This is a genomic window from Rhodopseudomonas julia (assembly GCF_030813515.1).
GTDB lineage: Bacteria > Pseudomonadota > Alphaproteobacteria > Rhizobiales > Afifellaceae > Afifella > Afifella julia.
In genome coordinates this window covers 1,560,660-1,586,825 of sequence record NZ_JAUSUK010000002.1, presented here as the reverse complement: position 1 = coordinate 1,586,825, position 26,166 = coordinate 1,560,660, and the positions used below count along the sequence as shown (strand labels likewise).

Here is a 26,166-nt window from a genome sequence, read left to right as displayed (position 1 = left end):
TCGAGACTTCACTTCTCATTTTATCTGAGGCGTCTGACGACGCATCGAAGGGGTGACCCATGGTTGATCGAATCCGCGATCAGATCAGCGAAGGCCTCAAAGAGGCTATGAAGAAACAGGACCGCGTGCGCATGACGACGCTGCGGTTGATCAACGCGGCCATCAAGGACCGCGACATCGAGGCGAGGACGAAAGGCAAGGACGGGGTCTCCAACGACGAGATCATGTCGATCTTGACGAAAATGATCCGCCAGCGTGAGGAATCCTCCAAGATCTACGAGGAGAATGCCCGCCTCGAACTCGCCGAGCAGGAACGCAAGGAAATCGAAGTCATTCGCACGTTTTTGCCACGGCAGATGGATGACGACGAGCTCAAAAGCGCCTGCCACGATGTGGTCGGAGATGTGGGCGCTCAGGGCCTGCGCGACATGGGCAAGTGCATGGGCACGCTCAAGGAACGCTATTCCGGGCGCATGGATTTCGCCCGGGCGAGCTCCGTCGTGAAAGACATTCTGAGCTCCTGATCGCGATCTCCAGGGCCTTTGCGCGCCGATCTGGGCGCGTGAAGGTCTGCCCGCCGAAATGCCGGAGCGGGCCACTGGATGCGCCGAAGATGCAAGGTATCTTGCCGGAACTCGTCTGCCGATCGGTTGTTGGAAAAGTCGATACTTCAGCAGCACGATTGGGATGTGACAATGGTTCCAGCCTGGCTCCATATTCTTGCGATTGCGTCTTTGCTTCTCGGTTTCGTCTGCGCTCTCATCATCGCCGTCGATGAGGGACGCCATCCACAGCATATGTGGATCATGAACGTCGTCTGGCCGGCTCTCGCCCTCTTTGCCTCGCTCATCGCCCTGTGGGCCTACTTCACCTATGGGCGGCTCGCGACGCATGAAAAAATGCACGCGGCGATGCAGGCGAACGAAACACCACCAAGCCAGCGCCTGACGCCATTCCCCGTGATGGTCGGCAAGGGCACCGGCCATTGTGGATCCGGTTGCACCCTTGGCGACATCTGCGCGGAGTGGATCGCCTTTCTGTTTCCGACTGTCGCCGTCTGGTTCGGTTGGCAGACGATCTTCTCGGAGAAGATCTTCGCCGTCTGGATCCTCGATTATATCCTCGCCTTCGGCTTCGGCGTGGCCTTCCAGTACTTCACCATCAAGCCGATGCGGAACCTGTCCCCGGTGCAGGGTCTCATCCAGGCCGTGAAAGCCGATGCGCTCTCGCTCACAGCCTGGCAGGTCGGCATGTATGGCTTCATGGCCATCGCCCATTTCTACATTTTCGCGCACGTCCTGGGGGTGAAGCTCGAAGTGACGAGCGTCGAGTTCTGGTTCATGATGCAGATCGCGATGATCTTCGGCTTCATGACGGCCTATCCGGTGAATTGGTGGCTCATTCGCGCCGGCATCAAGGAGAAGATGTAGGCCTGACAGGCGCGCCGCGGGCGCGGGCTGTGAGTAGCGGGGAGGGCGGGGCCTCCATAGGATTTCTTCTGCAGCGTTCCACGCCGCTGTGCTAAGAGGATCGGATGCGTTTCCCGCCATCTTTTCTCGACGCGATCCGAAGCCGGATTCCGATCTCCGACGTCGTCGGTCGGCGCGTGGCATGGGACAAGCGCAAGTCGCTGCCCTCTCGCGGCGACTACTGGGCCTGCTGCCCGTTTCATGGCGAGAAGACGCCGTCTTTCCACGCCGACAATCGCCGTGGACGCTATCATTGCTTCGGCTGTGGTGTGTCTGGCGATCATTTCACCTTTCTCGTCGAGCTCGACGGGATGACCTTTCCGGAGGCGGTCGAGCAGCTTGCCGCCGATGCCGGTCTGAAGCTGCCCGACCCCGACCCGCGCGAAGAGGCGCGTCAGGCCCGCCGCGGTGGGCTCGTCGAGGTGATGGAAAAGGCGGCTGCCTTTTTTGAGCAGAACCTCGCCGGAAAGGATGGCGCTCGGGCGCGCGCTTATCTGCGCGATCGCGGCCTCGGACAGGACATCCAAAACCGCTTCCGCCTCGGCTTTGCGCCGTCCTCGCGCAACGCGCTGAAAAATCATCTCGCAGAGGCGGGGGTGAAGCCGGAGGAGATGGCGGAGGCCGGCCTCGTCATCGCCGGCAACGACATTCCGGTGAGCTATGATCGTTTCCGCGATCGCATTATTTTTCCGATCCTCGATTTCAGGGGACGCGTCATCGCCTTCGGCGGACGGGCCCTATCGCCGGAAGCCCAGGCCAAATATCTGAATTCGCCGGAGACGCCGCTCTTCTCAAAGAGCCGCGTTCTCTTCAACGGGAAGATGGCCCGCGCGGCGAGCGCCAAGGGTCAGAAGGTGGTCGCCGTCGAAGGGTATATCGACGTGATGGCCCTCGTCGCCGCGGGTTTCGAAGCGGCGGTCGCGCCGCTCGGCACGGCCTTGACGGAAGAGCAGCTGCAGCTTCTCTGGCAGATGGCCGAAGAGCCGATCCTGTGCTTCGACGGTGATCAGGCGGGCATCAAGGCGGCTGCACGGGCGATCGATCTCGCCTTGCCGCATCTCAAGCCCGGCCGCAGCCTGTTGTTTGCACTCCTGCCGGAAGGGCAGGACCCGGATGACCTGATCCGGGCCTCGGGGTCGGCAGCTTTCGCATCGCTTCTTGAGCAGGCGAACCCGCTTGCAGAGATGCTCTGGCGCCGGGAAATGGAGCGGGGTCCTGTCGATACGCCGGAACGTCTCGCCGGTGCCGAAAAAGCGCTCAAAGACGCCGTGGCACAGATTGGCGATGCGGATGTCCGCCGCAATTACGAGCAGCTTTACCGCGACCGTCTGTTTGAGCGTCGTCGCAACCGGGGCGGGGGCTCCCAGCAAGGCCGCACGTCCCGCCAGAACTTCGGTGGAGGGAGACGGCAAGGTGGCGGCAGGGGCGGGCGCTTCATGCCTCCCGAGGCGCTCGGCGAAGCCTCAACCAGTCTCTTGTCGACGGCGCTCGTGCGGGGCGGCGGGCGAACAGGGGCTGCGATCAGCCTTTCCGACGCGATCCTGGTCGGCGCTTTTCTGGCTCATCCTCAGCTCGCCGAGGAGCGTCTCGAAATGCTCGGCCGAATTCCGTTCGCAGACGCAGCCCTTTCGACGCTGGCAGGTGCCATTGCTTTGGCGCTTTCCGAGGAGCCCGAGCTGACGGCGGCCGCACTCGTTGACCGTCTGAAGACAAAAGGACATTCGGCGCTGGTGGAGACAATCGGCCGCAAGCTCGCCACATCAGGCCTTGCCGATCTGGGGCCGAGCGGAGATTCTCTTAAAGCCGCAGCCATTTGGGACGACGCGGCCCTCTTGCGTCTGCGCACCACAACTCTATCTAACGAGCGCCGGGAGGCAGCACGTGATCTTGCTAACGAGACGATTGAGACCAGTTTAACCCGGTTGAAGGATATACAAGAGGAAGATCTGCGGCTCCGCCATCGTGCCTTTGAAGACGAGCAGACGGAAACCGTTCTCCTTCATCCCTTCAAGGCTCGCCGTTAAGGCGGGCCAAGTTTGTTCGAGCGGTCGAGCGTTCGAGAAAAACAAATTGCCGATAAAGCGGGCCATGGTTAAGTGGCGCTTTACGGTGCCGCCCTTAGTTTGGAACGCAACCTCGACAGCGATAGCACGGGCGATTGACCATCGCACCGCTGAGACGACGGATCAATGACGACAGCGAACCAGCCCCAGACGACCGAAACCAAGGACGAGACGCGCGAAGGCCAGCATAGCGATGGCCCGCTTCTTGATCTCTCAGATGCCGCTGTAAAGCGCATGATCAAGGAGGCGAAGAAGCGCGGCTATGTCACGGTCGATCAGCTCAACTCCGTCCTTCCTTCGGAGGAGGTGACCTCCGAGCAGATCGAGGACACCATGTCGATGCTCTCCGATATGGGCATCAACGTGGTGGAAGCCGACGAAGCGGAGGAGAGCGAGCCGCACGCGGAAGAAGAAGATGAATCGGAAGGCCGCGATCTCGTGGAAGCCGGTTCGACCGCCGTCACCAAGAAGACGACCAAGCGTGAGCCGTCGGACCGCACCGACGATCCCGTGCGTATGTATCTGCGCGAGATGGGGGCGGTGGAGCTCCTGTCACGCGAGGGCGAGATCGCGATCGCCAAGCGCATCGAGGCCGGCCGCGAGGCGATGATCGCAGGGCTTTGCGAAAGCCCGCTCACCTTCCAGGCCATCATCATCTGGCGCGATGAGATCAACAACGGCGATACGCTGCTGCGCGACATCATCGATCTCGAAGCGACCTATGCCGGGCCCGATGCCAAGGCGCCGGATCCCGCGCAGGGCCAGGCCGCGGGCGGGGCCGAAGCCGAGGAAACCTCCGAAGGCGGCGAGGAGAGCGACGAAGACGAGGACGATTACGAGAACAATCTGTCGCTTGCCGCCATGGAGGCGGAGATCAAGCCGCAGGTGCTCGCGACCTTCGATACCATCGCCGACAATTACAAGCGTCTGAGGAAACTGCACGACACGCTTGTCGAAAACGACATGCAGAGCCGGGCGCTGACCCCGCCGCAGGAGCGCCGCTACAAGAAGCTGCGCGACGAGATCGTCGCCGAGGTGAAGTCGCTGTCCTTGAACCAGGGCCGCATCGACGCTCTGGTCGAACAGCTCTACGACATCAACAAGCGGCTCGTCTCGCTCGACACCAGGCTGATGCGCCTCGCCGAGGGCTATGGCGTCGATCGCATGGAATTCCTGTCGCATTATCGCGGCAACGAGCACGACCCGCATTGGATCCGTCGCGTGGCGCGTCTGACCTCGCCGGGCTGGCGCGATTTCGTCGCCAACGGCAAGGATCAGATCCACGGCATTCGCACGGAAATTCAGGAACTTGCGGCGAGCACCGGACTCGAAATCTCAGAGTACCGCAACATCGTCCACAAGGTGCAGAAGGGCGAGCGCGAGGCCCGACAGGCGAAGAAGGAGATGGTGGAGGCGAACCTCCGGCTCGTCATCTCGATCGCCAAAAAGTACACGAATCGCGGCCTGCAATTCCTTGATCTGATTCAGGAAGGCAATATCGGCCTGATGAAGGCGGTGGATAAGTTCGAGTACCGCCGCGGCTACAAGTTCTCCACCTATGCGACCTGGTGGATCCGCCAGGCGATCACCCGCTCGATCGCCGACCAGGCGCGCACGATCCGCATCCCGGTCCATATGATCGAGACGATCAACAAGATCGTCCGTACCTCGCGCCAGATGCTGCACGAGATCGGCCGCGAGCCGACCCCGGAGGAGCTGGCCGAGAAGCTGCAGATGCCGCTCGAAAAGGTCAGAAAAGTCCTCAAGATCGCCAAGGAGCCGATCAGCCTCGAAACGCCGATCGGCGACGAGGAAGATTCCCATCTCGGCGATTTCATCGAGGACAAGAATGCCATTCTGCCGATCGACGCGGCGATCCAGTCGAATCTGCGCGAGACGACGACGCGCGTCCTCGCCTCGCTCACGGCTCGCGAAGAACGCGTGCTGCGCATGCGCTTCGGCATCGGCATGAACACCGACCACACGCTCGAAGAGGTCGGTCAGCAGTTTTCGGTGACCCGCGAACGCATCCGGCAGATCGAAGCGAAAGCGCTCCGCAAGCTGAAGCATCCGAGCCGCTCGCGGAAGCTGCGGAGCTTCCTGGATAGCTGAGCCTCCAAGGCAAGAGATAAAAAAAAGCCCGGCCATTGCGCCGGGCTTTTTCGTTGCAGTCGCTCGTGCTCAGATCGCGGAAGTGCCGATTACTCCTCGATCCCCCAGACCATGTTGACCTGGACCTCGACGGAGACTTCGCCGCCTTCCAGCGGCACCGCTGCCTCGTCCGTTTGCGCGCGGACCATCGCCATCATCTTCGGCTGCGGGCGGCCATAGCTCTGTTCGGAGATCGACTGGATCGGCCCGAGGGTGATCCCGGCCGCCTCGGCGAGCTGTTCGGCGCGCGCACGCGCGTCCTCGACCGCCTTTTTGCGAGCCTCTTCCTCAAGCGGCTTCGGGTCGTCGATGGTGAAGGAGAGATTCTGGATGCGGTTGGAGCCGAGCTCCACGACCTTGTCGAGAGTCGAGCCGGCGCTTTCAAGGTCGCGGATGCGGACCGTGAGGAGGTTGTCGACGCGGTAGCCGACGATCTTGCGCTCGGAGACCTGGCCCGGACGCGGCTGCTCGTAGACAGGCTGGATGGAGAAGCCGGAGGTCTGCAGGTCGCGGTCGGCGATGCCCTGGTCTTTCAGCGCCTGGGTCACCTTCGTCATCGCCTCTGAATTGGCGCGAAGCGCCTCCTGCGCGCTCTTCGCCTGTTCTGACACGCCGAGCGTGACGACCGCCATGTCCGGCGTGCCGAATGCCTCGCCATTTCCGGAGACGGTGATTTGCGGACGGTCCGGTCCATTCTGAGCGAGTGCCGGCGCTGCGAATGCGGCGAGCGAGAGGGCGAGGGCCGGTGCGATAAGGCGTCTGGTCGGCATGTCGGTTCTCCGGGGTGCATGAATCAGTGGCCCGTGCGAATGCCTGCCGAATGCGGCTCTTTTTGGGGCTGCTGCGTCGCGCCGGCTTGCCCGGTGCCGGCCAATCGCGTACCTGACGCCTGTCTGGGTCCGTAGCTCAATTGGTTAGAGCCGGCGGCTCATAACCGCTTGGTTGCAGGTTCGAGTCCTGCCGGACCCACCAAACCGTCTTCCCTTGTATCATCTCGGACGAAGTCTGAAGCGCGCCACCCGCCTCGGTTGCTCGCTGCGAGGCGTCGGCCCCCGCGCAGCCTGTCGCTCGATGGGTGAGGCGTTTACGGCATTGCGTGCGGCTCTCTCATCCGTATTGTGCGCGGCCTCAGATGGATTTTTCGATCACCAAAGAGCGCTTTGCCGAAAAATCGTTCGTGTTGGTGAGGCGAAAACGGGAGGAAGAAAATGAAAATTTCGAAACTTGGCGCGATCGCGCTGTTTTCCGCCACGCTTGCCGCGATGGCGGGGCCGGCTTCGGCCGAAACCTATCGTTTGTCGCAAAATACCAGCAACACGACGACCTGGCAGAAGGGCGCCGAGAAGTTCAACGAGCTTCTGGGTGAGGCGACCGACGGCAAGATGGAAGTCCGTATCTTCCCGAATGCGCAGCTCGCCGGCGGCGACCAGATGAAGCAGACGGAGATGGTGAGCCGTGGCTCCATCGACTTCATGCTGACCTCCGCGATCAATGTCACGCCGCTTGTGCCGGAGCTTGCGGTCTTCTCGTTGCCGTACCTCTATTCGGACTATGACGCGGTCGACGCCACGACGAGCGGCGAGCCGGGACAGAAGATCGAAGAGATCTTGAAAGAGCACGGCATCATCGCTCTCGCCTGGGGCGAGAACGGCTTCCGCGAAGTGACCAACAATGTCCGCCCGATCAAGACGCCGGAGGACATGCAGGGCCTCAAGATGCGCGTCTCGGGTCCGATGTACATCGACGTGATGCAGGCGCTCGGCGCCAACCCGCAGCAGATGCAATGGTCGGAGACGTTTCCGGCTCTGCAGCAGGGCGTGGTCGACGGCCAGGAAAACCCGATCGGTGCCGTCATCATCCCGCAGCGCGTCTACGAGGTGCAGAAATACCTGACCACCTGGCACTATTCCTACGACCCGCTTTTCCTCGGCGTCAGCGAGAAGCTGTGGGATTCGTGGGACGACCAGACCAAGACCACGGTGGAGAAGGCCGCCGAAGAGGCGATGGAATACCAGAAGGAAATCAGCCGTGAAGGCACGGCCAAGGGCGTCGAATTCCTACGCGAACAGGGAATGGACGTCTACGAGCCGAACGCCGAAGAGATCGACGCTTTCCGCGAAGCGACCAAGCCGGCCTTCGACACCTGGTCGAAGAAGGTGGGCGAGGATCTCGTGAAGAGCTTCCAGGACACCATCGCTCAGTCGAACTGAGGCATCGCTCGTGCAGGCGGGGTGTCTGTGCCCGCCTGCACGTTCAGCCTTTGAGGAGGTTTCGTGTCGTTCCTGTTGCGCGAAGCGGAGAAGATCGTCTGCGCGGTGATCCTTCTTGCGATGACCGGCCTAGGCTTCGCCAATGTGGTCGTGCGCTATCTGACCAGCTATTCGCTCGCATCGACGGAAGAGCTCCTCACCAACGGCTTTCTGCTTTTGACGGTTTTCGGCGCGGCCATCGCCGCACGCAACGGCGAGCATCTTGCCGTGACCATCCTCTACGATGCCGTGCCGAGGCCGATTCGGAGGGCGATCCTCGTCCTGTCGAGCGTCCTCTCCGTCGCTCTCCTCGCGATGTCGGCCTGGTTCACCTGGCAGCTTTTCGCGAACCAGTTCGAGAGTGGTGTGCGCTCCTACGCGCTGCAGATCCCGGCCTGGTACTACAGCGTGGCGCTGCCTTTCGGCTTCGCGCTCGTCATTATCCGCTACATTCAGCATGCCTTCGAGCGCTGGCGCGGTGACACGCATGAGGTCGTCGCCGATGTTTGACCTCGATGCCGGCACGCAGATGGTGATCCTGTTCTTCGTGCTGTTGTTCCTTCGCGTGCCGGTCGCGTTCGCCCTCGGGCTTTCCGCCGTCTATGCGATGTGGGCGATCGGCTTCGGTCTCGATATGGCGGGAGATCTCATCGCCAGCGGTATCGCCAAATTCTCCCTGCTGGCGATCCCGTTCTTCATCCTCGCCGGCACGTTGATGGGGTCCCTCGGCATTGCCGAGCGTATGATCTCTTTCTTCCGCATTCTCGTCGGTGGCTTGCCGGGCGGCATGGGACTTGTTGGAACCGTCGTCTGCCTGTTCTGGGGTGCGGTCTCCGGGTCCGGACCGGCATCAGTCGCCGCAATCGGCCCGTTGATCGTGCGCGGCATGGCCGAGGATGGTTACCCAAAAGCCTTTGCGGCCGGCCTCGTCTGTACGGGTGCGGGGCTTTCCATCGTCATTCCGCCCTCGATCGGCCTCGTCATCTACGGCGTCATTGCGGAAACCTCGATTTCGGATCTTTTCACAGCAGCGATCATCCCGGGCCTCGTCATGGGGCTTTTGATGCTCGTTGCTCTGCCTTTCGTGCCCAGGACGGATACGAGCGAGATGCCGCCGAGCCTCAAGCGCCTGATGCCGCAGGATTTTTCGGAGCTCCCATACGGGCGGCGGCTGTGGCGCTCCTTCCTGCATTCCTTCTGGGGGCTGATGACCCCGCTCGTCATCTTGGGCGGCATCTATTCCGGCATCTTCACGCCGACTGAAGCGGCGATCGTGGCGACCGTCTATGCGCTCTTCGTCGGCGGCCTCGTCTACCGCACCTTGAGCTTTGCGACGCTCTACGAGGCGTTGTCCGCAGCTGCAGCATCCTCGGCCGTCGTCATGCTGGTCGTGGCCTATGCGAGCCTCTTCGGCTGGGTCGTGACGGTCGATGACCTCATCGGCAAATATTCGACCGTGCTTCTCGGGCTGAGCGACCAGCACTGGGTCATCCTCATCGTCATCATGCTCATCCTCTTGATCGCCGGGATGTTCATGGATGCAATCACCATCATGTTCATCACGCTGCCGATCTTCCTGCCGGTGATGCGCGAGCTCGGCTGGGATCCGGTCTGGTTCGGCGTTCTGGTGATGGTAAATCTGGCGATCGGGCTCTTCACGCCGCCCGTTGGCATCAATCTTTACGTCGCGGCCAACATGACGTCGCTGCCTCTGGAAAAGATCGCACGCGGCGCCGTGCCGTTCCTGATCACGAGCCTCATAGGTCTCATCCTCATCGCCGCCTTTCCGAGCCTGTCGAGCGTGCTCGTCGAGGCGCTCAAATAGGGCTTGGCGGAGGGCCGCCGGCGGCAGCGAATGGCCGGCGTCAGGCCGCGGCAGGCATGGCGGAGGTTCGGACGATCCAGCGGGCAATCTTCGGCCAGGTTTGCGAGAGGGTGCGCGCGCTCATGAAGAGCCCGATATGGCCGCCCGGAACTGTCTCCTTCACGATCGCGTCTTGGGGTGTTCCAAGGAGCCGGTCGGCCTCCAGTACCTGCTCGGGTGTGGTGATGTCGTCGGCGGCACCCGCAAGAAGGTAGACCGGACAGCTGATATCGCTCAGCTTGAGCGGCCGCCCGAGGCCGACGAAGCTGCCGTTGGCGAAGCGGTTCTCTTTGAAGATCTCCTTGATCACCTGGAGATACCAACGTCCCGGCAGATCGATCGGATTTTCGTACCAGCTCTCGAAGGTCTCGCGTTTGGCAAGATAGGCGGGATCGTCGATATGCTCGTAAAGCTCGATATGCTCCTCGATGTAATGTTCGGCCGGATGCATGTTCTTCCAGCCGCGCAGCATGAAGCGGCCGAGCATCAGCCCCCCGCCGAGTTCCACGAGTTCGCGGTAGAAGGAAAGGGGAGAGGCCTGCACCATGCGCTTGATGGGGCCGTCGCCGGCATTCGTGTCGATGGGCGCTCCCGCGAGAACGAGGCTGTTGACCTTCTCCGGAAAGCGCGCGGCAAGCATTGCCGATGCCCAGCCGCCCTGGCAGAGCCCGACGAGATCGACCGAACCGCCGAGATCCTCGATCGCGACGAGAAGTTCTTCCAGATAATTGTCGACCTCGAAGTCGCGCATGTCGGGGGTGGCCGACTTCCAGTCCGTCAGGGCGACATGGGCGATGCCGCCATCGAGCAGCGTTTGGACGAGGCTTTGGCCATTGTGATAGTCGGCGATCATGGCGCTGTGCCCGGCATAAGGGGCGACGACGAGTGTCGGGCGTCCTTCTTCGCGTCCGTAATCGCGCAGATGCATGGTTCTCAGTTCGAGGCGGATCCTGTTCTCCGTCGCAAGCTGCGGGCGCAGCTCGTGATGGATCTTGATTTCCTCCTCGATGAATTTGACGTTGCGGGCATAGAGTTCCGCTTCCTCTTCGACGAGAGCGGACGCCATGGCGACCGGCCAGAAGGCCGGCACGCTGGCGAGCTTGAACTCATGCGGCCGCGGCGTTCCTTGAGACATGACGACGGTTCCCCCGTGACGAGGTAAAGACTGGGCGTTCTTCTGCTCCCCGTCCGCAGGTGGCGTGTCGCAAAAGCCCGGGCAAGTCGCCGTCAGGCGGGGCAGGGCTGCAAGAAACGAGCCCCTGCCTCACCGAAATCACCGATCAATCCGGATCGTCGCTTTCGCGCGAACGGCCCTTGCCGACATTGGTGCGGAAGAACGAGCCGACGATAATGGGCAGGATGAAGCCGACGATGGCGAGCCCCCAGAGCGTGATCGACAGCCAGGAATCGACGAGCGCCGACCAGTCGCCGTTGGAGATCGTGAGCTCGCGGCGCAGATTGACCTCCATTTGGCCTCCAAGGAGGACGCCGAGGATCACCGGCACCAATGGTACGTCGAGCTTGCGCAACAGCCAGCCGCCCAGGCCGAAAAGCACCATGACGACGAGGTCGAAGGTCGAACCGGAAATGCCGTAGACGCCGACGAAGGCGATCATCGCGACCGCCGGCATCAGGTATTTCGGCGGTACGAGAAGAACCCGCACGAACAAAGAGACGAGCGGGATGTTCATGATCAGCAAGATGATGTTGCCGATGAAGAGAGCTGCGATCAGACCCCAGACGACATCCGGATTGGACTGAAAGAGGAGCGGCCCAGGCGTGATGTTGAGGGCGAGCAGCATGGCGAGCAGCACCGCCGTCGTGCCCGAGCCTGGAACGCCGAGCGCCAGCATCGGAACGAGGGCGCCACCGGCGGCGGCATTGTTGCCAGCCTCTGGCGCAGCAACGCCGCGAGGGTCGCCCTTGCCGAAGGTGCCATTGCGGTCGGAGACGCGCTTTTCCACCGAATAGGCGATGAAGGAGCCAAGCGACGCACCGGCGCCGGGCAGAACGCCGGCGAGAAAGCCGAGAACGGTCGAACGGCCCATCGTGCCGGCCGTCTTCCGGAGCATCGAAAGCGGTGCGGTGACGCGGTTGATCATCTTGCTGGCGCCTTGGGCGTGAGCCTCTTCGCCGCGGTGTTCCAGGAAGATGAACACTTCGGAGACTGCGAACAGGCCGACGATCGCGACGAGAAAATCGATGCCGTCGTAAAGATGCACCTCGCCGAAGGCGAAGCGCGGCACGCCCGTCTGGGCATCGACGCCGATCATGGCGATGCCGACACCGAGAGCCGCGGAGAAGGCGGCCTTCGCCTGGTTGCGGCTGGCGATACCGCCAAGCGTGGCAAAGGCGAGGGTGAAGAGCGCGAAGTACTCCGCCGGGCCGAAGAGCAGGGCGACCTTGACGAGCTGCGGGGCGAGGAAGACGAGCCCCCAGGTGGCAAAGAAGGAGCCGACAAAAGAGGCGATGCCGGAAAGTGCGAGGGCCTCTCCGGCTTTGCCCTGCTGGGCCATCGGATAGCCGTCGAGCGTCGTCATGAGCGCCGGCTCGTCACCTGGAATATTGAGCAGGATCGACGAGATGCGCCCACCATACATGGCACCGTAATAGACGCTGGTCAGAAGAATCAGCGCCGGCGTCGCCGGCAGCCCGAGCGTGAAGGCGAGAGGGATGAGAATGGCGACGCCGTTCGAAGGCCCCAGTCCCGGAAGTGCGCCGAAGATCGTACCGAGGAAGCAGCCGAGGAGCGCCAGAAGCAGATTCTGGAAGGTGAGGGCGACAGCGAAACCGTCGGCAAGGGAGGAGAGTGCGTCCATTGAAAATCCTCCGCTTTCTCAAAAGCCCCAGGGGCCGTGTGCCAGCGACAGGCCGAGGACGACGCCGAACAGCACATAGATGCCGACTGAAATGGTCGCACCTGCGATCGCGGCTTGCACGGGGCCCGCGCCGAGACGCCAGGACAGAAACATTGCGGTGACTGCGGTCGTCAGGACAAAGCCGCCGATCGGCAGCGCATAGGCGTAGCCAAAGAGCACCGCGGCGGCGAAGAGCACCTCCATCGTGCGCGCAAAGCTGGCCCATTGCGGTTCCGGATCGGGCTTGATCACGAAATAGATGGAGGAAAGTCCGAGAATGACGCCGATGATGATCGGAAACGTCTTCGGCCCGACCGGGTCGGACATGAAGCTTTCCTGGATGAGGGTCGCTTGCCAGATATAGAAGGCGGCAAGTGCAATGCCGATCACACCGAGTATCCGATCGCTCATGAGCTCTCCCCGTTATCGAAGAGGGCCGCGCCGAGATTCGGCACGGCCCTTCGCGATGTCACCTGATGATGCCGATTTCTTTGGAGAGCTCTTTGATCTCCGCGACGGAATCGCCCACAAATCCCTCAAATTCTTCGCCTTGAAGATCAAGCGGGGCAAGGCCATTGGCCGCCATGATCTTCTTCCATTCGTCGGATTTGTAGGTCTTGCCGATCGATTCGACCCACCAATCATAGGCCTCGTCCGACATGCCGCCCGGGGCGTAGAAGCCGCGCCAATTGGCGCCCACGGCATCGATGCCCTGTTCCTTGGCGGTCGGGAATTTTGAGAAATCGCCCGGCAGGCGTTCCGGAGCAAGGACGGCGAGAACTTTGATGTCGCCGGAATCGACGAAGCCCTTGGCTTCCGATGCGTCGCCGGAGAAGGCCTGAACGGAGCCTGCGAGAAGCTGAGTGACCGCCTCGCCGCCGCCCTCGAAGGCGACGTATTTGATCTGACGCAGCTTATCGATGCCGGCACGCTTGGCTGCGATCAGAACTTTCAGATGGTCCCAGCCGCCGACGGCCGAGCCGCCGGAGACGGCGATCGAAGAAGGATCGGCCTTGATGGCGTCGAACAGCTCGGGAAGCGTGTTGAATTTCGAATCCTTGGCGACCGCGATGATGCCATAGTCGGCGCCGACGGAGGCGAGCCAGCGGACCTGATCCATGTCGCCGCCGGGATAGGCGCCCTGGGCGAGGCGGCTCGAGGTTGCCGAAGAGGCTGCGACGATCAGGTTGTTGTCGTCATTGCGCTTGTTGACGACTTCGGCAAACGCGACGCCGCCGGATCCGCCGGCGAGATTGGTGACCTTCATCGTACCTGGGATGAAGTCCAAATCCTGCATGGTCTTGCCGACTTGACGGCAGGTGAAATCCCAGCCGCCGCCGGGATTGGCGGGGGCGATGCATTCGGTCGACGACGGCTCGAAGGCCGACGCACGGTCGCTCAGCGTGGCCGTGGCAAAAGCCAGCGGCAGAGCAAGTACAAGCAAACGACGCAATGACATGGTCATGAATCCTCCCTGATTTGACCATTCTGACGCAGCTTCTGGCTGCGATAGGAAGCCGGCACTTCGCGCGGAGCCGCTCCGTCGAAGGTCCAGCGGTAGGCTGGTGGTGTCGGGCCCTTATTGCGGCCACCCTGACACATCTGCTCCCAGGCATGGGAGAGAATGCCGACGGAGCGTGACAGGCAGAAGAGGCCTCTGGCAAGAGGAGCCGGAAAGCCGAGCTCGGCATAGATGACCGCGGTCGCCCCATCGATGTTCATCGGGACGGGTTTGCTCTTCGTCTCCGTCAGCGTTTTTTCAATCGTACGACCGATCTTCGCAAAGCGTCCGGAAACGGTTCCGGCCGCAGCAGCCTCATCGACGAGCCCGAGAAGGCGGGGCGCGCGGGGATCGACAGGCTTGTGAAAGCGGTGGCCGAAGCCCGGCACGAAACGGCCGCGTTCCGCCTGCCAGCGATCGAGGATTTCCGCGGTCTTGTCCGGCCCGCCGGCCTCGTCGATCAGATGGTAGAGTTCGACGGCCTGTTCGCCGGCGCCGCCATGCACGTCGTCGAGGAAATTGACCGCGGAGGCCATGGCGCCATTCAGGGGCAGGCCGCAGGTGACGGCCATGCGTGCCGCCGCGATCGAAGGAGCCTGAGGTCCATGATCGACGGCCGCCACGAGTGCCGCCTCAAACAAGGCCGCCTCGTCATGGCCCGGCAACTCGCCGCGCGTCATCAGCCAGATCATCTCGGGAAAACTCACCTGACCAATGAGTTCCTGAACGGGATAGCCTCGGAAACTGATCTTGCCCGGTTCCATCTCGATGATGGAGGTGCGCCACCAATCGGACACGTCACTCATATCGCACCTTCCTTCTGAAGCGTCTCGATCTCGCTCGCCGGCAGGCCGAGAGCCCCATAGACTTCTTGGTTGTGCTCGCCGAGTTGTGGGGGCGGTGCATCGACGCTCGGCGCCTCGCCACTCATCTTGATGCCCGTGCGTATGACGGTGATGTCGCGCCCGACCCCCGGGACGTTCTGGAACGTGCCAAGCATTCCTCTCTCGGCGATCTGCGGATGCGCCAGGATGTCCGGCACGCTCATCACTGCGCCCGCCGGGACGCCGATCTCGTTCAATTCGCGCACCCAATCGCGCGCGGGACGTCGTGTCAGCGCTGTTTCCAGCTCCGCTTTGAGACGCGCCCGGTTCTCCTTGCGCTTCTCGCGGGTGGCGAAATCCGGATCCTGAAGCAGGTCCTCGCGCGCAAGATGTCGGGCAAGCAGCTGCCACTGCTCGTCTTTGTTGGCTGCGATGTTGAGGAGCCCGTCCTGCGCCTGGAACGAGCCGGAGGGGGCAGACGTCATGTTTTCGTTGCCCTTCGGCGAAGGCTCGACACCGCCGATCAGGTAATTGGAGACGATCCAGCCCATGGTGGCGATCGTCGCTTCGAGCATGGAGACATCGAGAAACGCGCCGCGCTCTTCCGCGTTGAGAGCGGCTGCGATCGCAAAGGCTGCGGTCAATCCGCCGATCGTGTCGGCAATCGGATAGCCGACGCGCAACGGGCCTGAATCGCTGTCGCCAGTGATCGACATGACGCCGGATGCGCCCTGGATGATCTGGTCGTAGGCGGGGCGTCCGATCCAGGGGCCACTTTGCCCGAAGCCGGAGATGGCGCAGTAGATGAGCTGCGGGTTGACGTCCTTCAGCGCCTCATAGCCTACGCCCAGCCGCTCCATGACGCCGGGGCGAAAATTCTCGACGAGCACATCGGCGCTTTCCACCAGGCGGCGGAAAATGGCCTTGCCGCGCTCGTCCTTGAGGTTGACCGTGACGGATTTCTTGCCGGCGTTCTGCGCCAGAAAGGAGATGCCCATGTTGCGGGCATTGAGCTCGGGATCGGCCCCGAGCTGACGCGCGAGGTCGCCGCGGCCCGTTGCCTCGACCTTGATCACCTCCGCACCGAAATGGACGAGTTGATGGCAACAGAAAGGTCCCGCGAGCACGTTCGTCAGGTCGAGAATGCGGATGCCGGCGAGGGGCCGGAGCATGGCGTCTCCTTTTCGATCAGAAGGATAGCGGAACGTGCGGAATCAATTCCGCAAGTTGGGCCGATGTCCTCCGGATCGTTCTTCATTGTTCTTGCGTTCTGTCAGGCAGAACGTATATTCAACGTAGCAGAACGATTGTATAGCGGCAAGAGGGGAAGACAATTGTGGCAGCGGCTGAAAACGGTGATTCCGGCGATGCGGGCCAGCGCGGCGTAGAGGCCGTCGAGCGGGCCTTCCGTATTCTTGCCTGCTTCGATGAGGGAGAGCTGACGCTCACCCTTGCGGAGCTCGCCCGTCGGACGGGCCTCTACAAAAGCACGATCCTACGGCTCTGCGTTTCGCTTGAGCGCTTTGGCTACATCGCGCGCCAGCCCGACGGCCGCTATCGGCTCGGCGCGACGGTGTGGCGGCTTGGGGCACGGTACCGGCAGAATTTCACTGCCGCAGACCTCATCCGTCCGGAACTGCGTCGCCTGGCCGAGACAGTGGGCGAGACGGCATCCTTTTATGTCCGTGATGGTGACAGCCGTGTCTGCCTCTATCGCCACGAGCCGGACCGGGCGATCCGTCACCACATCGTGGAGGGCGCGCGTATGCCGTTGACGGCGGGGGCAGCGTCCCATCTTCTGCTTGCCTGGACAGAGGATGATCCCCGGTACCGAGAAATCCGGCGCGAGGGCCATGCGATCTCGTTGGGCGAACGTGATTCCGACATCGCTGCGATCGCCGTCCCGGTCTTCAGTCCCGACGGCAATCTGCGCGGCGCGCTCGCCATTTCCGGGTTGATCACGCGCTTTGACGATGCCCGCCGCGGGACGGTGCTGGTGGCTTTGAAGGAAAGCGCGGAGCGAATCGGCCGCCAGAAAACGGCCTCCTGAACAGGTCAGTCAGACTTGCCAGGCTTTGCGAGGTGCTTGAGCCCGAATGGGATCAGCGCCACCATGAGTGCGACGCGCACAAGATGATGACACGCCACCATTGCGGGTGCGATGTGAAGGGCGACTGCGACCACGCCCATCTCCGGGGCCCCGCCGGGCAGGAACGACAGAAGCAGCGGTGCCGCGTCGATGCCGGTAAGTTCTGAGGCCGCAAGTGCCGCGAGGAAGGTGCTGAAGGACAGTACCACGCCGATGATCGCCGACATCCAGCCGTCGCTCAAAATGTCTCGGAGACGATAGCCGACGAAGCGGACGCCGACATTCGCGCCGATGATGATCTGCGCGACGATCGAGATCTGAGCCGGCACATGCGCCTCGACGACACCAAGGCTGAGGACGAAGGCAGACAGGATGAGCGGTATCAGCAAAAGGCCCGACGGTACTTTCATCACCCGCCCGAGGAAATAGCCGGCGATCGCGCAGCCCAGAAGCAGCAAGAGATCGAGGGGCGACCCGTCGATGGGTGGGAGGCTGCCGGGGCGCGATGCTCCGGCGAGATCATAATCGCCGAGCAGGTGGATAAGGATCGGCATCGTCACCAAGAGAGCGACGAGGCGGGCCGAGTGGCAAAGCACGACCCGGCGAGGATCTGCGCCGTAAGTTTCGGCAAGCACGCTGACGACCGATAACCCGCCTGGCACGGCCGCCAGGAAGGCGGTAGCAGGCGTCATCTTCGCCCATGTCTGCAGCACCAGAAAGGCGAAGAAGAAGAACGCGATCGACAACAAGATCATGATCAGGAGGCTCGGCCACCAACCTGGGATCGCCTTCACCGTTTCCGGATCGAAACCGGCCCCGAGCATCGTGCCTACGATCACCATGGCGTAGCCGCGCCAGGAACTCGGCAGGGCGAGCCGAACCCCGAAAAGCGACAGGAGCCCGGTCGCCGAAAAACTCCCCAGCACCCATGGCAGCGGGATCGACAGCGCCGTGAAGGTGAGGCCGCCGGTCAGCCCGGCGGCGAGTGTGGCAAGGCCGATGAGAAGGGTTGATGCTCGGCCGGATGTCTTCTGGCTCAAGATGAGCCGGCGGCCGCTTTCTCCGCGCTTTGCCGACTTTCGCGATGGCGGCGCCACAAGGGCAGCACCACGGCGGAAAGCAGAAGCAGGACCAGGAACAGGATCGCGATCGGCCGCTCCGCGAGATAGGCGAGGGGATTGCCTCCCGAGATCTGCAATGTGCGTACCATCTCACCCTCTGTCATGCGGCCAAGAAGAAGGCCGATGACCGTCGCTGCGACGGGATAGGAATGTCGGCGCATCATCCAGCCGAGCCCGGCGAAGACGGCGACCGTGACGGGGCCGGCGATGGTGCCGGTGATACCGAAGCCGCCCCAGGCACACAATGCAAGAACAGAGGGCACCAGATAGCTGAGCGGCACGCGCACGACCATGCCGAGCACGCGCAGCGACAGGATGCCGACGATCGCAAGCAGGATCACCTGGCCCATATTGCCGATGATGATGGAGTAGACGACGTCGCGGTTGTCGCGGATGAAGGCGGGGCCGCCCACGAGATTGTGGAAGGAAAAGGCTGCGAGAAGCACGGCCGTCGCGGCACCGCCCGGCACGCCGAGCGCCAGAAGCGCCGTCATCGATCCGCCTTCGGAAGATGAGTTCGATGATTCGGCCGCGACGACACCCTCAGGTTCGCCCTTGCCGAACTTTTCCGGATGGTTGGAGCTGCGCCGCACTTCGCCGTAGGCGACGAGATTTGCAACCGAGGAACCGACGCCCGGCACCGCGCCGATCAGGGCGCCGATCAGGCTGCCGCGGATCAACGTCTTCGGATAGCGAAAGGTTTTCAGAAAGCCCTTGAGGAGCGCCGAGAGCGAGATCGTGCGCAGGCCCTTGGCGTCGACGAGGTAGGAATTGCCGCGCAGGCGGAGAAGCTCGGAGGCGGCGAACATGCCGATCATCGCCGGCACGACCGGGATGCCGTCGATGAGGTAGGGATTGCCGATGGTCGTGCGCATCGTGCCGGTCGTCGACATGCCGATCTGGCTCAGAAGCAGACCGAGAAGGCCGGCATAAAGGCCCTTCGCCATGGTGCTGTCGTTGAGCGTGGCGATCAGGGTGAGCCCCCAGAACACCACCATCACCATTTCGAGCGGACCGAGCTTCAAGACCACGACTGTCAGCGGTTCGATCAGAAGAAAAAGCAAGACATAGCCGACGAAAGCGCCGACGACGGAGGCGCCCAGACCGAGGCCCAGCGCTTCGTTATGTCGGCCCTGCCGCGCCATCGGATAGCCGTCGAAGGCGGTCGCGACACTCGACGACGAACCGGGGATGTTCATCAAGATGGCGGTGACGCCACCGCCATAGGCGCCGCCGGTAAAAATCGACGTCAGGAACAGCATCGCCTGGAGGAAATCCATGTTCCAGGTGAGCGGCAGGAAGACCGCCATGGCCATGGAGATCTGCAGGCCTGGAATGGCGCCGAAGATAAGCCCGATGAGAAGGCCAGGCAGAACATAAAGCCAGGGACCGTAGCCGCTGAAGAGGAGGTCGAGCGACTGGGAAAGTGCGAGGCCGTCGATCATGAAAGGACCGCCAGGGGCATGGGGAAGGGGAAGAGCGAGCCGAAGCTTTCCACCAGAAGCGCCGTAAATACGGCCGCATAGAGCGGCGGTGCCCAGAGCCGCTTCTCACCGCTCAAATGGACTCCGATCCATACGAAGAAGAACGTCGCGAGATCAAAGCCGACCTTGGTCAGCGCCACGCAGAAGACGCCGAAGCAGGCAAGCAGCACGACATCCCCGAGGGTCTCGCGGAGCGGCGTCTTTTCCAGACGCTCCGGATCGTGGGGCCGCAGCAGGCTCTTGCCGAGAATGAGTGCGGCAAGCACGAGGAGGGCAATCCCGACCGGCACCACGACGATGAGATTGTAGAGCCTCGTCGATGCCGAAATGGCGCTCCAGTTGAGATAGATCGCCGTGATCGATCCGAGGACCAGAAATACGAGATGAGTGGGTGCGATACGCAGCGGCATGATCTGCGACAGACCTCGGGAAAGAGTTCGGCGGAAGGGTGGAGGGAGAGGGCAAAAGCCCTCTCCAGGCGGGTTTAGCCCGCCACGTCGTCAAAACGCTTCAGGATCTCGAAGTTGGATTTGATGATCTCGGTGGTCTTTTCCGGTCCGAGCCATTCCGCGCCGATGCCCTGCGTTTTGAGGCTTTCGACGAATTCTGGATCGTCAAGAGCCGCCTTGTAGGCGTCCGTCATGCGCTGGAAGCGCTCAGGGTACTTTTCCTTGAAAGTCGCATGGGCCGCGAGGCCGCGCATCGAGCCGACCAGCGGCGGCACATTCACGCCCTCGTCCGCCAGCGCTTCGTTCAAGGTTGGCGCGTCCCAATCCGGCAGACGCTTCTCGGAGGCGACGGCGAGGGGGCGGATGTATTCTGCGATCGACAGCGAGCCGTCGGCGCCGAGCACCGTCATGTCGACCTGTCCACCAGCCGCGGCCGTGCGAGCTGCTGAACCGGATTCGTAGGTGACGATGTTCACGTCATCCTCCGACAGGCCGTAGCCTTCGAGCATCAGGAGCGCGTTGATGTAGCCGGTCGAGCCAGGAACGACGCTGATCGAATGCTTGCCCGGCTGTTCCTTGATGGCGGCCGCGAACTCGTCGAGCGTCTTGTAGGGAAGATCCTTGTTGAGCGCGAAGAGATCGATGTCCGTCCACTGACCGTTGATGAAGGCGAAGTCGTCGAGCGTATAGTCGGCGTCTTTCTGCAGGATGGCGTTGCTGATGTAGGGATGGATCGAGGTCGCCAGAAAGAAGCTGCCGTCGTCCGGCATGTTGAGGAAGTAGGTGTGGCCCACATGGCCGCCGCCGCCCTTCTGGTTGACCACCCGGATCGGCACCCCGAGTTCGTCCTGCATCTTCTGCGCCAGCATGCGTGCGGTGCGGTCGGCAGAGCCGCCTGGTCCGAGTGCCACCACGAAGGTGATCTGCTGGTTCGGCCAGTCATCCTGCGCCTGTGCTGAAATCGATGTCCCGAGCAATGTCATGCCGGCGACGAGGCCGGCCAATGCGGAGCGTCTGGTCAAATTCATAATCGTCCTCCCGCTTTTGTTGTCTCAGCGGAATTTGCATCGCTCGACGAGAATGTCAACAATGTGTGAGAGGCGCAGGGAGGCACCTCCTGGCGCGCCGACCGCTTGTCAGTGCCGAACTATTCTTCTAAGTGAAGAAAAACGAGGGGTTGCGGCCCCGCATTGAATCAATCTCGCTGATGGGCGGGAAATGTGATCAGCATCTAGGAGGGGGATATTGTCGACAATTGCGGTAAAGCACGGCGATTCCTCTGCCGCCGTCCTTGAGCAGTTGCGGGCCGATATCCTGGCCGGACGTCTGCTCCCCGGCGAGCGGCTCGGCGAGGTGGCTCTGGCGCGTCGCTTCGAGGTGAGCCGCGGGCCGGTGCGCGAGGCGCTGCGGCTTCTGGCCGACGCTGGATTGGTCAGCTTCACCCCCAATGTGGGTGCGCGTGTGCGCGAACTCTCCCTCTCTGACGCCCGTGTGCTCTATGAGCTGCGTGAAGCGCTGGAAGCTGAAGCGGCGAGGCTTGCCGCGCTCAGGGCGACGCCGGCAGAGGCGGAGGATCTCGGTGCACTTTTGAAGCAGCACGCAGGCGAGATCGCCGCGCATCCGGTGGGCGCTTATTTTCAAAGCGGCGGCGATGCGGATTTTCACATCGTCATCGCCAGGCTTTCGAGAAATCCACTCATCCTGCGGCTCCTCGATTCGGAGCTTTATCCGCAACTCTCGCTTTTGCGCCGGCGCCATGGCCGTGTGCAGGGCCGGGGGCGCGAGGCGCTCATCGAACACGAGCGCATCCAGGAAGCGATCGCCGCCGGCGATGGCGAACTCGCCGGGCTTTTGATGCGCCGGCATATCCGCACGAGTTGGACCTCGCTTGCCGGCGAACTCTCTCAAGAGGAGGAACGATGACCCAGCAGCGCATTCCGGCTGTCTTCATGCGCGGCGGCACCTCGAAGGCGATCATGTTGAAAGAACAGGATCTGCCTGAGGATCGCGCCCTGTGGCCGTCACTTTTTCGCAAGATGCTCGGCAGCCCCGACCCGAATGGGAGGCAGCTCGACGGCCTTGGCGGCGGCATTTCTTCTCTGAGCAAGATTTGTGTCATCGGGCCTTCAACGCGCCCCGATGCGGATGTCGACTACACCTTCGCCCAGGTCGCGGTGAAAACCGACGAGGTCGATTTCAGCGGCAATTGCGGCAATATGAGCTCCGCCGTCGGCCCTTTTGCCGTCGATGAAGAGATGGTCGCTGCGCCGCGCGACGGTGAGGCCACGGTCCGCATCCACAACACCAACACCGGCAAGATCATCCGATCTGTGTTCCGGATGGCAGAGGGCGAGGCGACGGTTGAGGGCGATGCGGCTCTGCCCGGAGTAGCCGGGACCGGTGCGCCGGTGCGCCTGGAATTCCTGCATCCGGCCGGGACGCGCGGCAACGGCCTTCTGCCGGCGGGCGAAGCGCTTACCCAGCTTACGAAGCGCGACGGCAGTGTGGTCGAAGCGAGCCTCATCGATGCGGCGATCCCGACCTGTTTCCTTCCCGCGGCGGCGCTCGGCGTCGATCCAACGATTATGCCGGACGCACTGGATGCCTCGGGCGACGTGCTGGAGGAGATCGAACATCTTCGCCGCCAGGCATCCGTTGCCATGGGAATTGCCTCGAATATCGACGAGGCGGCGAAAATCATCGCCATTCCGAAGATCGGCTTCGTCGCTGCTCCGGCCCCGTTCTCTGATCTTTCCGGTTCTGCTCTCGCGCCCGGCGACTTCGACATCCTCGTACGCATGATTTCAGCGGGTCAGCCGCACCGTGCCGTTCCCATCACCTGCTCGCTCGCTCTGGCGAGCGCCGCCGCGGTCGAGGGAAGCGTCGTGCGATCGCTGCTCAAGCCCGAGACAGAATTGAGCCGGCTTCGGCTCGGCACGCCGAGCGGCATCGTGACCGTCGGCGTGAAGGTGAACGGCGAGGATGCCGGCGTCCCCGTAATCGAAGCCGCACATGTTCTCCGGACCCAGCGCCGCCTCATGGAAGGCGCGGTCTGCATCCCCAACCCATCGTGAATTCCCTCAGCGGACAACAATCAAGGAGTGCCCATGAACGAGACACCGAACAGACCCGTATGGTTGGAAGAGCCGCTTCCGCGTGATCTTGGCGCCGCGCTTGCCAAAAAATGGGCCTCCGGCGAATTCCTGCAGATCGCGGGTGCCCACGATCCGATGGCCGCGCTCGTCGCCCGCAAGGCGGGGTTTGAGGCGTTGTATCTTTCCGGAGCAGCGCTCACGGCGTCTCTCGGCCTGCCGGATCTCGGCCTCCTCACGATGGAAGAGCTCGTCGGACGGGCGCGCGCGATCATCCGTGTGACCAGGCTACCCTTGGTCGTCGACGGCGACACCGGCTTTGGCGAGGCTTTGAACGCCATGCGCCTCATCCGCGAGCTCGAGGACGTGGGTGTGGCGGCCGTGCAGCTCGAAGACCAGGTCATGCCGAAGAAATGCGGCCACCTGAACGGCAAGCAGCTCGTTTCCGCCGAAGACATGGCTCAGAAGGTGGCCGCGGCCGCGCGGGCGCGACGCGATCTCAAGATCATTGCCCGCACCGATGCGGCAGCGAGCGAAGGCGTCGAGGCCGCGATCGAGCGCGCGCGCCTCTATATCGAGGCCGGGGCCGATGCGATTTTTCCTGAAGCGCTCGAAGGCGAAGAGCAGTTCCGCCAGTTCGCTTCGGCCATCAAGGTGCCGCTGCTCGCCAATATGACGGAGTTCGGTCGTACGCCCCAGACTTCGGCCGCGGAGTTTGCCGAGATGGGCTATGCGATGGCGATCTGGCCGGTTTCGAGCCTGCGCATCTGCGCGCATGCGATGGAGAAGTTCTTCACCGAGCTGAAGACCACCGGCACCGCTGCCGGCACGGTCAAAGACATGCAGAGCCGGGTCGAGCTCTACGACATCATCAATTATTTCGGCTACGAATCGCTGGACAAGAAGGTCCTGCGGACGGTCCTCGACCCGGCCTTTGCGGCGTAATCGGATCTTGATCCTGATTGTCGCCGGCACGGTTTGCCGTGGCCGGCGTCAATCCCGGGCGAGTGCGGCAACCGGATCGAGCCTTGAGGCATTGCGCGCCGGCAGATAGCCGAAGACGATGCCGATCAGGCTTGAACAGAGGAACGCCGCGACGATCGAGACGGGCGAGTAGATGAGCGTGAAGCTCGATCCGAGCGCGTCGAAAAGAGTGCCGAAGGCGAGCGCCAAGGCGATGCCGAGCACGCCGCCGATAAGGCAGACGAGGACGCCCTCGATCAGGAATTGCTGCAGGATGTCGCTTTGGCGCGCACCGACAGCCATGCGCACGCCGATCTCGTTGATGCGCTCCGACACCGAAACGAGCATGATGTTCATGACGCCGATCCCGCCCACGATCAGCGAAATGAGAGCAATGGAGGCGATCAGGACGGTCAAGGTCTCCGTCGTGGCTGTGATCGTCTGACGGATGTCATCCGTATTCAGAATGAAGAAATCTTTCGATCCGTGCCGCCGGGTGAGGAGCTCCGTCACGGCCTGTTCGGCAGTGTCGGTGGACGTGTCGTCGGCGACGCGCACCGTGATGCTCCTGAGTGACTGGTCGCCCAGGAAACGCGCCTGCACGGTCGTATAAGGCAGATAGAGGTTGAGGTTGCTGCTGGAGCCGAAGCCGCTTTGTTGGGCGCCTGCGACCCCGACGATGCGACAGGGCACCTTGCCGACCAGGATGACCTGGCCGACCGGACTGCCGTCGAAATCAGCGAACAGCGATTGCCGCGTATTGTCGTCGATGACGACGTCCTTCTCCAGCCGTCTCACGCTCTCCTGGTTGAAGAAGCTGCCGGCGGCAAGTGTCGTGCCCCGGGCCTCGAAATATTGCGCGCCGACGCCGTTGACGAGTGCGCTCGCTTCGATCGAGCCGAAGCGGACGTTGGCGCTTGTGGAGACCGTGGGCGTGACGGCTGCCACATAGGGCTGGCCGGCGAGGGCGTCGGCGTCGGAGACGACGAGCGTCGTGATCTTGCCCGAGCGCACGTCGCCGAAATCCTTGCCGGGAAAGACCTCCAGCGTGTTGGTGCCGAGGCTGGAGATCTGCGAGAGAACCTGCTGCCTGGATCCTGCGCCGAGGGCCACCACACAGACGACGGAAGCGATGCCGATGATGATGCCGAGCATCGTCAGGAATGTCCTGAGCTTGTGAGCCCGCATGGAGAGGAGGGCCATCCGAAAAGCCTCGCCGAAACGATCGATTGCGGCACGCACACGCCCGCGGCGCCGATCCTGGGCGATCTCTCCGGCGATCGTTTGCCCGTCAGCCTTCCTGCTGCGGGTGTCGGAAATGATTTCGCCGTCGCTGATTTCGATGATCCGCTCGGCGCGCGCCGCGACGTTCATGTCATGCGTCACCAGAATGACGGTCTTGCCCTCTCGATTGAGCTCTTCGAGGATCTTCAGGACTTCTTCGCCGGAATGCTTGTCGAGGGCGCCGGTCGGCTCGTCGGCGAGGATCACTTGCGCGCCGTTCATCAGCGCGCGGGCGATCGAAACACGTTGCTGCTGGCCTCCTGAGAGCTGGCCCGGCCGATGCTCCAGCCGATCGGCCATGCCAAGTCGCGCGAGAAGTTCTTCGGCCCGCTCTTCGCGCTCTGCCGGTGGCTGGCCGGCATAGATTGCCGGGATCTCGACATTGCCGAGTGCCGTCAGTTCCGAAAGCAGATGATAGCGCTGGAAGATGAAGCCGAAATGCTCGCGCCGAAGCGCTGCCAGCTGATCGGGTTCGAGTGCCGACGTTTCCTGGCCGGAAATCCTGTAGCTTCCCGCTGTCGGACGGTCGAGACAGCCGAGAATGTTCATCAGTGTCGATTTCCCAGAGCCGGATGCCCCGACGATCGCGACCATTTCTCCGGCATCGATCTTGAGGTCGATATCCTTGAGAACCGCGATCGTGTCCTCACCTGCGGGAAACTCCCGGCGCAGCTTCTCAAGCGTGATGAGAGGTGTGGCCAACGC

General features: G+C 62.6%; 23 protein-coding genes and 1 tRNA gene. 12 read left to right on the top strand and 12 right to left on the bottom strand.

All coding sequences use genetic code 11. The features are described 5' to 3' along the window. The first annotated feature begins 59 nt into the window (after positions 1 to 59). From J2R99_RS16625 to rpoD, 4 genes are all read left to right on the top strand, one after another. Positions 60 to 524, top strand: coding sequence for a GatB/YqeY domain-containing protein (locus tag J2R99_RS16625; protein WP_307155487.1), 465 nt, complete (start codon positions 60 to 62; stop codon positions 522 to 524). A 171-nt stretch (positions 525 to 695) separates the two neighbouring features. After that, the gene (locus J2R99_RS16620; RefSeq protein ID WP_307155486.1) at positions 696 to 1,430 is read left to right on the top strand and encodes a DUF4396 domain-containing protein; all 735 of its coding nucleotides are present in this window, start codon (positions 696 to 698) and stop codon (positions 1,428 to 1,430) included. 104 nt (positions 1,431 to 1,534) lie between these two features. Then, positions 1,535 to 3,493 carry a DNA primase gene (gene dnaG / locus J2R99_RS16615; protein ID WP_307155485.1) on the top strand — a complete coding sequence of 653 codons (1,959 nt, stop codon included), beginning with the start codon at positions 1,535 to 1,537 and terminating at the stop codon, positions 3,491 to 3,493. A 165-nt stretch (positions 3,494 to 3,658) separates the two neighbouring features. Continuing rightward, positions 3,659 to 5,644 (top strand): RNA polymerase sigma factor RpoD, encoded by a 1,986-nt coding sequence (gene rpoD / locus J2R99_RS16610; protein ID WP_307155484.1) that lies wholly within the window; start codon positions 3,659 to 3,661, stop codon positions 5,642 to 5,644. Positions 5,645 to 5,733: 89 nt separating this feature from the next. Here rpoD and J2R99_RS16605 read toward each other — a convergent pair whose 3' ends face one another. Beyond that, the gene (locus tag J2R99_RS16605; protein ID WP_307155483.1) at positions 5,734 to 6,453 is read right to left on the bottom strand and encodes an SIMPL domain-containing protein; all 720 of its coding nucleotides are present in this window, start codon (positions 6,451 to 6,453) and stop codon (positions 5,734 to 5,736) included. 125 nt (positions 6,454 to 6,578) lie between these two features. Here J2R99_RS16605 and J2R99_RS16600 point away from each other — a divergent pair. From J2R99_RS16600 to J2R99_RS16585, 4 genes are all read left to right on the top strand, one after another. Further along, positions 6,579 to 6,655, top strand: a tRNA-Ile gene (locus J2R99_RS16600). Positions 6,656 to 6,891: 236 nt separating this feature from the next. Beyond that, the gene (locus tag J2R99_RS16595; RefSeq protein WP_307155482.1) at positions 6,892 to 7,893 is read left to right on the top strand and encodes a DctP family TRAP transporter solute-binding subunit; all 1,002 of its coding nucleotides are present in this window, start codon (positions 6,892 to 6,894) and stop codon (positions 7,891 to 7,893) included. Between the two features lie 63 nt (positions 7,894 to 7,956). Next, positions 7,957 to 8,442 (top strand): TRAP transporter small permease, encoded by a 486-nt coding sequence (locus J2R99_RS16590; RefSeq protein ID WP_307155481.1) that lies wholly within the window; start codon positions 7,957 to 7,959, stop codon positions 8,440 to 8,442. Beyond that, a complete protein-coding gene (locus J2R99_RS16585) occupies positions 8,435 to 9,757 on the top strand; it encodes a TRAP transporter large permease (protein WP_307155480.1) in 1,323 nt (440 codons plus the stop codon). Before J2R99_RS16590 ends, J2R99_RS16585 begins: the two co-directional genes overlap by 8 nt. 40 nt (positions 9,758 to 9,797) lie before the next feature. On the opposite strand, the gene J2R99_RS16580 is transcribed toward J2R99_RS16585, so the two are convergent. The 6 genes from J2R99_RS16580 to J2R99_RS16555 form a co-directional block, all read right to left on the bottom strand. Continuing rightward, the gene (locus J2R99_RS16580) at positions 9,798 to 10,931 is read right to left on the bottom strand and encodes an alpha/beta fold hydrolase (RefSeq protein ID WP_307155479.1); all 1,134 of its coding nucleotides are present in this window, start codon (positions 10,929 to 10,931) and stop codon (positions 9,798 to 9,800) included. A 145-nt stretch (positions 10,932 to 11,076) separates the two neighbouring features. Beyond that, positions 11,077 to 12,615, bottom strand: a complete 1,539-nt coding sequence (locus J2R99_RS16575) for a tripartite tricarboxylate transporter permease (protein WP_307155478.1) — start codon at positions 12,613 to 12,615, stop codon at positions 11,077 to 11,079. 18 nt (positions 12,616 to 12,633) lie between these two features. Then, positions 12,634 to 13,065 (bottom strand): tripartite tricarboxylate transporter TctB family protein, encoded by a 432-nt coding sequence (locus tag J2R99_RS16570; RefSeq protein ID WP_307155477.1) that lies wholly within the window; start codon positions 13,063 to 13,065, stop codon positions 12,634 to 12,636. A 58-nt stretch (positions 13,066 to 13,123) separates the two neighbouring features. Further along, positions 13,124 to 14,119, bottom strand: coding sequence for a Bug family tripartite tricarboxylate transporter substrate binding protein (locus tag J2R99_RS16565; RefSeq protein WP_370872396.1), 996 nt, complete (start codon positions 14,117 to 14,119; stop codon positions 13,124 to 13,126). Next, positions 14,116 to 14,961 (bottom strand): citryl-CoA lyase, encoded by an 846-nt coding sequence (locus J2R99_RS16560; protein ID WP_307155476.1) that lies wholly within the window; start codon positions 14,959 to 14,961, stop codon positions 14,116 to 14,118. Before J2R99_RS16560 ends, J2R99_RS16565 begins: the two co-directional genes overlap by 4 nt. Then, complete coding sequence (locus J2R99_RS16555) at positions 14,958 to 16,151, bottom strand: CaiB/BaiF CoA transferase family protein (protein WP_307155475.1); 1,194 nt, start codon at positions 16,149 to 16,151, stop codon at positions 14,958 to 14,960. The genes J2R99_RS16560 and J2R99_RS16555 overlap by 4 nt, the downstream gene beginning before the upstream one ends. 164 nt (positions 16,152 to 16,315) lie before the next feature. On the opposite strand from J2R99_RS16555, the gene J2R99_RS16550 reads away from it, so the two are divergent. After that, complete coding sequence (locus J2R99_RS16550) at positions 16,316 to 17,029, top strand: IclR family transcriptional regulator (protein WP_307155474.1); 714 nt, start codon at positions 16,316 to 16,318, stop codon at positions 17,027 to 17,029. A gap of 5 nt (positions 17,030 to 17,034) precedes the next feature. Here the strand turns inward: J2R99_RS16550 and J2R99_RS16545 are convergent, their stop codons facing one another. The 4 genes from J2R99_RS16545 to J2R99_RS16530 form a co-directional block, all read right to left on the bottom strand. Beyond that, positions 17,035 to 18,108, bottom strand: coding sequence for an AbrB family transcriptional regulator (locus J2R99_RS16545; protein WP_307155473.1), 1,074 nt, complete (start codon positions 18,106 to 18,108; stop codon positions 17,035 to 17,037). After that, complete coding sequence (locus tag J2R99_RS16540; RefSeq protein ID WP_307155472.1) at positions 18,105 to 19,634, bottom strand: tripartite tricarboxylate transporter permease; 1,530 nt, start codon at positions 19,632 to 19,634, stop codon at positions 18,105 to 18,107. The genes J2R99_RS16545 and J2R99_RS16540 overlap by 4 nt, the downstream gene beginning before the upstream one ends. After that, on the bottom strand, positions 19,631 to 20,083 hold the full coding sequence (locus tag J2R99_RS16535; protein WP_092815063.1) for a tripartite tricarboxylate transporter TctB family protein: 453 nt from the start codon (positions 20,081 to 20,083) through the stop codon (positions 19,631 to 19,633). The genes J2R99_RS16540 and J2R99_RS16535 overlap by 4 nt, the downstream gene beginning before the upstream one ends. A 74-nt stretch (positions 20,084 to 20,157) precedes the next feature. After that, complete coding sequence (locus J2R99_RS16530; protein ID WP_307155471.1) at positions 20,158 to 21,150, bottom strand: Bug family tripartite tricarboxylate transporter substrate binding protein; 993 nt, start codon at positions 21,148 to 21,150, stop codon at positions 20,158 to 20,160. A 217-nt stretch (positions 21,151 to 21,367) separates the two neighbouring features. Between J2R99_RS16530 and J2R99_RS16525 the strand changes: the two genes are divergently transcribed. Genes J2R99_RS16525 through prpB form a run of 3 tightly spaced genes read left to right on the top strand, consistent with a single transcriptional unit; the run spans position 21,368 to position 24,159 of the window. Continuing rightward, positions 21,368 to 22,045 carry a GntR family transcriptional regulator gene (locus tag J2R99_RS16525; RefSeq protein WP_307155470.1) on the top strand — a complete coding sequence of 226 codons (678 nt, stop codon included), beginning with the start codon at positions 21,368 to 21,370 and terminating at the stop codon, positions 22,043 to 22,045. Then, positions 22,042 to 23,196 carry a PrpF domain-containing protein gene (locus J2R99_RS16520; protein ID WP_307155469.1) on the top strand — a complete coding sequence of 385 codons (1,155 nt, stop codon included), beginning with the start codon at positions 22,042 to 22,044 and terminating at the stop codon, positions 23,194 to 23,196. The genes J2R99_RS16525 and J2R99_RS16520 overlap by 4 nt, the downstream gene beginning before the upstream one ends. 33 nt (positions 23,197 to 23,229) lie before the next feature. Next, a complete protein-coding gene (prpB, locus tag J2R99_RS16515) occupies positions 23,230 to 24,159 on the top strand; it encodes a methylisocitrate lyase (RefSeq protein ID WP_307155468.1) in 930 nt (309 codons plus the stop codon). Between the two features lie 48 nt (positions 24,160 to 24,207). Here prpB and J2R99_RS16510 read toward each other — a convergent pair whose 3' ends face one another. Continuing rightward, entirely contained in the window at positions 24,208 to 26,163 is a 1,956-nt protein-coding gene (locus J2R99_RS16510; protein WP_307155467.1) for a MacB family efflux pump subunit, read from the bottom strand. Positions 26,164 to 26,166 lie beyond the last annotated feature (3 nt).